Raw genomic sequence first — 5,416 nt, forward strand, 5'->3', positions numbered from 1 at the left:
ACGAAGACCCCTGGCGCCGAGGGCCACGGCCCCGGCGGGTACGGCCCGCGCGGCGAGGGCGGCCCGATGGGCCGCGGTCACGGCGGCCCCGGCGGTCCCGGCGGGTTCGGCCCGGACGGCGGGGTCGGCCGCGCGCTGCACGGCGAGCTGGTCGTGCCCGACGCGGACGGCTCCGGCACGCACACGGTCGTCGTGCAGACCGGCGCCGTGACGTCGGTGAGCGCGACCCGCCTGGCGGTCAAGAGCACCGACGGCTACACCGCGACGTACGTGGTGAACGCCTCCACCACGGTGATGGGCCAGAAGATCTCGGCGGTGAAGACCGGCCACACCGTGATGGTGGTCGCCACCAAGAGCGGGTCGACGCTCACCGCCACGCGGGTGGCCGACCGCGAGCTGCGGCCGACCGGCGCCGACCGCCCGACCCCGCCGAGCGGTGCGCCGACCCCGCCGAGCGGTGCGCCCAGCGCGCCGAGCGGCACCCCGACGGCACCGAGCACGGCGCCGTCCGCACCGAGCGGCAGCCCGAGCGCGTCGACGTCCGAGACGCGGTACGACACCTGAGCCGACCCGCACGCACGATCGTGGCAGCGGCCTCCGCCCCGGCGGAGGTCGCTGCCGCGTCCTGCGTCCGCTGCGCCGCTCGCCCCCGGGCTGCGCTTGGATGACGGCATGACGCAGACCCCCGTGCCCCCGACCGCCGGCCAGCTGCACCTGCGCCACGGCGAGCACGAGGCGGTGGTCGTGCAGGTGGCGGCCGGGCTGCGCAGCTGCGTCGTGGGCGGCCGCGAGCTGCTGGACGGCTTCGCCGAGCACGAGCACCCGGTGGGCGGCCGCGGGCAGACGCTCGTGCCGTGGCCGAACCGCGTGGCCGGTGCGACGTACGACCTCGACGGCGAGCCGCAGCAGCTCGACGTCACCGAGCCCTCGACCGGGTGCGCGATCCACGGACTGGCGCGCTGGACGGTGTGGGACGTGGAGGAGCGCAGCGACGCGGCCGTCACCCTGCGCACCCTCGTGGTGCCGCAGCCGGGGTGGCCGACCGCCCTCGACGTGCGCGTGCGGTACCTGCTCGACGACGACGGCCTGCAGGTCACCACCACGGCGCGCAACGTCGGCGACCGCGCGTGCCCGTACGGCACCGGCCACCACCCGTACCTGTCGGCCGGCACCGAGACGGTGGACGACGTCGTGCTGCAGCTGCCCGGTACCCGCTGGTACGCCGTCGACGAGCGCGGCATCCCGACCGGCAGCTCGTCGGTCGACGGCACCGGGCGCGACCGCCGCACCCCGCGACCGGTGGGCGACGAGGTGATCGACACGGCGTACGGCGACCTCGAGCGCGACGCCGACGGCCGGTGGCGGGTGCGCCTGACCGACGCCGCCGGCGGGTCGCCGGTGACCCTCTGGGGCGACGCGGCCTACGGCTGGCTGCAGGTGTTCAGCGGCGACACGCTGCCGGAGCCGCTGCGCCGCAAGGGGCTCGCGGTCGAGCCGATGACCTGCCCGCCGAACGCGTTCGTCACCGGCGAGGGCGTGGTGCGCCTCGAGCCCGGCGACGAGCACACGGCCACCTGGGGCCTCAGCCCGTCGTGACCTGCTCGGCGCGGACGCCGTTGGCGTGGGCCGGCAGCAGCCGCTCGAGCCGCACGACGACGAGCGCCATCGTGGCGCAGCCCGCCAGCAGCACGGCGACGAACACGACCGGCAGGTGCCGGCCGAGCAGCTGCCCCGCCACGACCGGCCCGACGATGGCCGCGACCTGGAAGACCGCCGAGCCGGTCGCGTTGTAGCGGCCGCGCAGCGCCTCGGGCGCCAGGTCGTTGAGGATCGCGGGCTGCACCGGCGACATCAGCGTCTCGCCGAGCGCGAAGACGCCCATGCTCGTGGCGAGCAGCACGGCGCCGACGATCGACGCCGGCACCAGCCCGGCCAGCCCCATCACGGCCCACGACAGCGCCCAGATCGCGCTCTGCAGCAGCAGCACGCGGGTGCGGCGGCGGCCCTCGATGCGCTGCAGCACCACCAGCTGCAGCACCACGATCGTGGCCGTGTTCACCGCGAACGCGATGCCGATGACCTTCGTCGAGGCCTCGGCGACGGTGCGCGCGTACGCCGTCCAGCCGGCCTCGAACTGCGCGTAGCCGACGAACGCCGAGACCATCGTGAACAGCAGCAGCGGCCGGAACGAGCGGTCGCGCAGCACGTCGCGGTAGCTGCCGGACGGCGGGGGCGCGTCGTCGCCCGGCTCGTGCACCGCCGCGTTGGCCACGTGCCGCAGCGGCCCGGCGAGCACGATCGCCGGCACCAGGAACGACACGGAGTCGACGAGGTAGATGATCACGAACGACCTGGGGGAGTCGACCGACACCAGGAAGCCGGACAGCAGACCGCCGACGCCGATGCCCGCGTTGAGGATCGTGAAGCTGGTGCCGAAGTAGCGCTGCCGGGTCTCCGGCGGCACGACGGCCGCGATGAGCGACTGGCTGGCCGGCCAGAACGCCGCCTGCCCGACGCCCATCAGCGCGAGCGCGCACACCGCCTGCACGGGGGTGTGCACGAACGCCAGCAGCGCCGTGCCGGCGGTCTGCGACAGCAGCGCGCCGATCTGCACCCTGCGGGGGCCGAACCGGTCGATGAGCGACCCGAACGGGCCGACCAGCAGCAGCGCCACGACCGCCGGCACGCCGAGCACCGCACCCACCGTGGTCAGTGGCATGTCGCGCACCTCGTGCAGGTAGACCACGCCGAACGGCAGCACCAGGCCCGCACCGAGCGCGTCGACGACCACCGTCGCCAGCAGCAGCCGCGCCTCGCGGGGCAGGTCGTGCCAGAACGAGGCCAGGGCGGGGCGGGGTGGGGCGGTGGGGGGTGACGACACCCCTCCATCGTGCCCACCGCCACCGACAGCGGGCCAACCGATATGCCCTCGGTCGCCACCGCGGGGCGCCACCTACCCTGGCCCGGTGCCCTCCGCCGTCGGCTTCGACCTCGACATGACGCTCGTCGACTCCAGCGACGGCATCGTCGCCACGGTGCAGCAGGTGGTCGCCGAGCTCGGGGGCACCGCCACCCGCGAGCAGCTCTGGCCCTCGATGGGGATGCCGCTCGAGCACGTCCTCGGGCAGGTGCTCGCGCCGGACGACGTCCCCGCGGCCGCGGCGCGCTACCGCGAGCTGTACCCCACGACCGGCGTGCCGCGCACCGTGCTGCTGCCCGGGGCGGCCGAGGCGCTGGCCGCCGTCCGGGCGGGTGGCGACCGGGTCGTCGTGGTCAGCGCCAAGCACCCGCCGGCCGTGCACCTGGTGCTCGCGCAGGTCGGCGTCGAGGCGGACGGCGTGGTGGGCGGGCTCTTCGGCGCGGCGAAGGCCGAGGCGATCCGGGCCGAGGGCGTGCGGGTCTACCTCGGTGACCACCCGGGCGACATGACGGGCGCGCTCGCTGCGGGCGCCGTCGCCGTCGGCGTGCTCACCGGGCCGCACGACGGCGCGGCGCTGCGGGCCGCGGGCGTCGACGTCGTGCTCGGCTCCGTCGCCGACCTGCCTGCGTGGCTCGCCGGCGAGGCCCGCAGCGCCTGACGCGCTGAACCGGCGCGCCCGCACCGCCGTGCCGGAGCGGGGCGGCGATCCCGCTGGACACCGCCGTTAGCCTGATCTCCACACCGGTGCCCGGACGGGCGCCGGTCCCGCGAGCGTGAGGGTGAGCAGAGTGCCGACGGGCAAGGTCAAGTGGTTCGACGCCGCGAAGGGCTTCGGCTTCATCGGGTCGGACGAGGGCGGTGACGACGTGTTCCTCCCGGGCTCGTCGCTGCCCGCCGGCACCACGACGGTCAAGGGCGGCACCAAGGTCGAGTTCAGCGTCGCCGAGGGCCGGCGCGGCTCGCAGGCCCTGCAGGTCGTGCTGCTCGACGCGCCGCCGTCGGTCGCCGCCCGCGGCCGTCGCTCGGCCGACGACCTCGCGGTGATCGTCGAGGACCTCATCAAGGTGCTCGACAACGTGGGCAACGGCCTGCGCCGCGGTCGCTACCCGGAGCGCTCGTCCGGCCAGAAGGTCGCGCAGCTCATGCGCGCCGTCGCCGACGACCTGGACGTCTAGGGGCTCCGCCCCGGCTCACGCGAGCCGGGGCACCCGCCCGAGCCGGCGCACCGACCGCGCCGTCACGACGAACCCTGCGGCCAGGCCGGCGGCGCCGACGCCGAGCCCCCAGGTGCCGCCGAGCGGCAGCACGATGCCGAGCCCGCCGCCGAGCACCCACGCCAGCTGCAGCACGGTCTCGCTGCGGGCGAAGGCCGAGGTGCGGACGGCGTCGGGCACGTCGCGCTGCACGATGCTGTCGAGCGAGAGCTTGCCGAGCGCCGAGGCGAGCCCCGCGCACAGCCCGGTGACCAGCACCGGGAGCAGCGCGTAGAACGCGGCGCCGACGACGGCACCGGCCACCGCCAGACCGAGCACGCTCAGCACGACGACCTCGGGTCCGACGCGCCGCAGCAGGGCGCCGAGCGAGGTGCCGATCGTGTTGCCGACGCCGGCCGCCGCCACGACGAGGCCGATCGTCGCGAGCGGCGGCACCGAGGTGGTCAGCGGCTCGGTGCGCAGCGCGAACGCCAGGAAGAACGTCAGGAACCCGGTGAACGCCTTGAGCGTGCCGACCGCGCGCAGGCCGAGCACGACGCGCGGGCCGATGTGGTCGCGCGCCCGGCCGACGCCGGCTCGCAGCCGCGCCCGCACCTCGCCCTCGGAGGAGTCGACCCGCTGCGGCAGCGCGAGCGCCAGGCCGGTGCCGACCGCGAACACCGCGAAGGCCAGTCGCAGCGACCACTCGGGCCCGGTCAGCCGCATCAGCCCGGCGCCCAGCGGGGTCGCCACCGCGACCGCCACCACACCGCCGAGCATCACCCGCGAGTTGGCGGTGACCAGCGACTGCCGGGCGGGCTTCACGCGGGGCACCGCCGCGGCCTTCGTGACGGCGTACGCCTTGCTCGCCACCAGGTGCCCGAACGCCGCGGGATAGAGGCTCGCCGCCTCCTGCCCGCCCGCGACGGCGCTCGCCATCACCCACGCCAGGAACGCCCGCGTCACCATCGTGAGCGCGACGGCGTAGCGGCGTCCGTGCCCGAAGCGGTCGAGCAGCGGGCCGATCAGCGGCGCCAGCACCGAGAACGGCAGCATCGTCACCAGCAGGTACAGGGCGACCCGGCCGCGCGCCTCGCCCACCGGCACCGCGAAGAAGACCGTGCTGGCCAGCGACAGCAGCACCAGCGCGTCGCCGGCCGCACTGACGCCGTGCGCCTCGATCACCTTGCCGAGCCCCGACTCACCCGCCCCCTCGGCGCCGGTCGCGCGCCGCACCCGTCGCCCGGTGGCCGTCGCCGCGGCCCGCGAGGCGCGAGCGGTGCGCCGGGCGCCGGCGAGCGTG

General features: G+C 76.1%; 6 protein-coding genes. 4 read left to right on the forward strand and 2 right to left on the reverse strand.

Going from position 1 to position 5,416, the window contains the following annotated elements:
- Together ACYVI6_RS17875 and ACYVI6_RS17880 are read left to right on the forward strand one after the other, a co-directional pair.
- A partial coding sequence (locus tag ACYVI6_RS17875; RefSeq protein WP_460447659.1) for a hypothetical protein occupies window positions 1-564 on the forward strand: 564 nt, incomplete at its 5' end.
- Window positions 565-672: 108 nt separating this feature from the next.
- Complete coding sequence (locus ACYVI6_RS17880) at window positions 673-1,596, forward strand: aldose 1-epimerase family protein (RefSeq protein WP_460447660.1); 924 nt, start codon at window positions 673-675, stop codon at window positions 1,594-1,596.
- Here the strand turns inward: ACYVI6_RS17880 and ACYVI6_RS17885 are convergent.
- Window positions 1,583-2,881, reverse strand: a complete 1,299-nt coding sequence (locus ACYVI6_RS17885; protein ID WP_460447661.1) for an MDR family MFS transporter — start codon at window positions 2,879-2,881, stop codon at window positions 1,583-1,585. The two genes, ACYVI6_RS17880 and ACYVI6_RS17885, sit on opposite strands and share 14 nt — an antisense overlap.
- A gap of 85 nt (window positions 2,882-2,966) precedes the next feature.
- On the opposite strand from ACYVI6_RS17885, the gene ACYVI6_RS17890 reads away from it, so the two are divergent.
- Together ACYVI6_RS17890 and ACYVI6_RS17895 are read left to right on the forward strand one after the other, a co-directional pair.
- Complete coding sequence (locus tag ACYVI6_RS17890) at window positions 2,967-3,578, forward strand: HAD family hydrolase (RefSeq protein WP_460447662.1); 612 nt, start codon at window positions 2,967-2,969, stop codon at window positions 3,576-3,578.
- Between the two features lie 130 nt (window positions 3,579-3,708).
- Window positions 3,709-4,095, forward strand: a complete 387-nt coding sequence (locus ACYVI6_RS17895; protein WP_460447663.1) for a cold-shock protein — start codon at window positions 3,709-3,711, stop codon at window positions 4,093-4,095.
- A 15-nt stretch (window positions 4,096-4,110) separates the two neighbouring features.
- On the opposite strand, the gene ACYVI6_RS17900 is transcribed toward ACYVI6_RS17895, so the two are convergent.
- A partial coding sequence (locus tag ACYVI6_RS17900; protein WP_460447664.1) for an MFS transporter occupies window positions 4,111-5,416 on the reverse strand: 1,306 nt, incomplete at its 5' end.

Source organism: Angustibacter aerolatus (assembly GCF_054776675.1).

Excerpts from the sequence above, each read along its gene's own strand:
- ACYVI6_RS17880 (WP_460447660.1), top strand. The coding sequence starts at position 673 with ATGACGCAGACCCCCGTGCCCCCGACCGCCGGCCAGCTGCACCTGCGC.